At 42.9% G+C, this 2496-nt stretch carries 2 protein-coding genes; one reads left to right on the forward strand and one right to left on the reverse strand.

Features of this window, described 5'->3' with window-relative positions:
• Positions 1-339: 339 nt before the first annotated feature.
• Positions 340-2067: an Ig-like domain-containing protein gene (locus tag NCI00_RS20740; RefSeq protein WP_253530808.1), complete on the reverse strand. Its 1728-nt coding sequence runs from the start codon at positions 2065-2067 to the stop codon at positions 340-342.
• A gap of 217 nt (positions 2068-2284) precedes the next feature.
• Between NCI00_RS20740 and NCI00_RS20745 the strand changes: the two genes are divergently transcribed.
• The coding region (locus NCI00_RS20745; protein ID WP_253530810.1) for a hypothetical protein at positions 2285-2496 on the forward strand (212 nt) is incomplete at its 3' end.

Raw genomic sequence — 2496 nt, forward strand, 5'->3', positions numbered from 1 at the left:
GCCAAAATCAAAGCGTTCAGAAGTCAGTTCAGAGGGGTAAGAAACGTAGAATTCTTCCTGTATCGGCTAACTCAGATATATGCTTAATCTAAGTTACTCCACAACTTTTGGTTTTGATCCGAAAGCACGACAAAAAACAATGGCTGATGCACTATTTCTAACCGACGCCGTTGAAATATTTCTAAACTAAGTGAAGAATTTAACCATAGTGAGATAGCACAATTTGTTTGGTCGTTATTGCTCTTTTTTATAAAAACAAGTCGCATAAATCGGTCTTTTTGTGACCAATCTATGCGACTTATCATTATTTAGCTAACACTATTTGTTATTTTAGCCCCATTATTTCTTTATTTTTTTGATCGTGAAAGGTACACAAATTGGCTTCGTAGGGCAGCAATCTCCTTCGTAAAAAATGTAAGGACAACAACCTTCCGCAGGACAAGTAGCATTGGAAGCAGTAAAACGATAAACGCCAGCAGAAGTGACCTGATACGTAAGCCCGTTGGCATTGTCAATTGGTTGGTCATTTTTGTACCATTGGATGTTCGTGAATCCAGCAGGGATTTGCAATTCAAATATTTGACCTGGACAAATTGGAACCGGAACTGAAAGGCACGTACGATCAAAATCGTCTTCTGTCTCAATATTATTATCAGGTGTTGAATCAACGTCAGGTTGATCTGCCTTTGACACTTGAGCCGTATAATATTGTATACCCGTTTGGTTCACTTTTACAACAAGAGAAAGAGTAACTGTCTGTCCTGCGGGGATGTTTCCAATCGTCCAAACCCCTGGCAAATAGCTTCCAAAAGCAGTGGCATACGTCTCAAAGCTCATTCCTGCGGGTATCACGTCTTTCAATTCTACGCCCGTGGCATCACTTGGCCCGTCGTTTTTAACACTTACAGTCAACGTAACCGTACCGTTCAATCCTGGCTGTTGGTTACTTACTGTTACATCGACTGATAAATCAATTTTAACAATAGGTAACACAGTTAGATAGACGGTAGCCGTATCACAGAGATTAGGGGTTCCGTTGTCACAAACAGTGTAGGTAAAACGGTCAGGGCCCGTGTAATTAAGGCTTGGCGTGTAAGTGTATTTCCCATCTGAACCGAAAATAACCGAACCATTCGCTGGATTGGATAGCTTAGTGAATGTCAATGGATCATTATTTACATCACTATCATTGCTAGCTACCGTCCCCGAAACGGGTGTATTAATTGGAGTTACATTGGCATCATCAATGGCCACAGGTGGGTCGTTACCTACAATTACAGGCAGTATATCAATCGTGACGATGGCCGTATCACAAGCTCCTTTTACATCACACAATACATACTTAAATGAGTCTTTCCCTACATATGACCCGGTTGGAGTATAAGTAAAGCTGCTATCAAGTGGATTATAAACAACTCCACCGTGAAGCGGATTCGTCAGTTGAACAACTGAACCTAGCACATCTCCTTGTGGATCGAAATCATTTGCTTTTACAATGATTTTCACTGGCGTACCTACTTGGGTTTGAGTCGCATCATCGTTAGCAACCACTGAATTGACCTGAAGCTGAGGCATAACATCAATAGTCACCGTCGCAGTATCACACAGACCTAGACTGTTGCAAACAATATAGCAGAATCTATCCGTACCAACGAAGCCTGTTTGTGGGGTGTAGGTATAGTTACCATTTGCCTGCATTACCACGGCACCATGCTGTGGTGGACAAATTGCAGGAATTGTGGTATTAACCGTAAGAGGCAGTTTCTGTGGATCATCATCGTTGGTTAATACGTTTCCGCCTACTGGAACATTGACTAAGGTGTTATTGATATCGTCCGAAGCAACTGGCGGTTTGGCCGTAAATGAAATAGGGGTAGGATCAAAATTGTTACCTGGATCTAAATCAAAGTCTGGGTCAACATTATTTCCAGTTTGCGATTTATCATTTACAATTGTTCCATTAGATGCTGTACCACTACCATACGCCGAATTTAAATACACACCGCTTGAGGCATTAGGCGTCACTATCACTGTTAACGAAATCAACGCACTGTCTCCTACTGCCAATGAATTTCCAGTGGGAGGTAGTAAGTTACTATTGCTGGGAGACCCAGTGTATGTTCCTGAATTAACGGTAAATGTAGGACTACTTAAAGCCGTAACATTCGTTGTAGCTGGACTCGGAAAAGTATTCGACAAGGTGTCGCGTACTTGTATGTCATTGATAGCCAAATTGCCTACGTTCTTAACCTTTATAAGGTAAGTTACTGTAAAGGTGCCATTATTGTTATCAACAACCGAAGATACCACTTTGGCAACTCCAATCGAAGGGGCGGGAGTCAACAACAACACCGTCGGGTCGTTGGTCGGGTCGGCGTCCGTCGTCCCGTCCAACTTCGGTGACTCCGTCACGTCGGGGTTAGCAATCGGGTTGGCACTGCCGTCCGTGCCCGCATCAGATACGTCTGTCACTGGACTTGATGCACTGCCGTCAGC

Origin of the sequence: Runella salmonicolor, assembly GCF_024158025.1 — a bacterium.
Classification (GTDB): domain Bacteria; phylum Bacteroidota; class Bacteroidia; order Cytophagales; family Spirosomataceae; genus Runella; species Runella salmonicolor.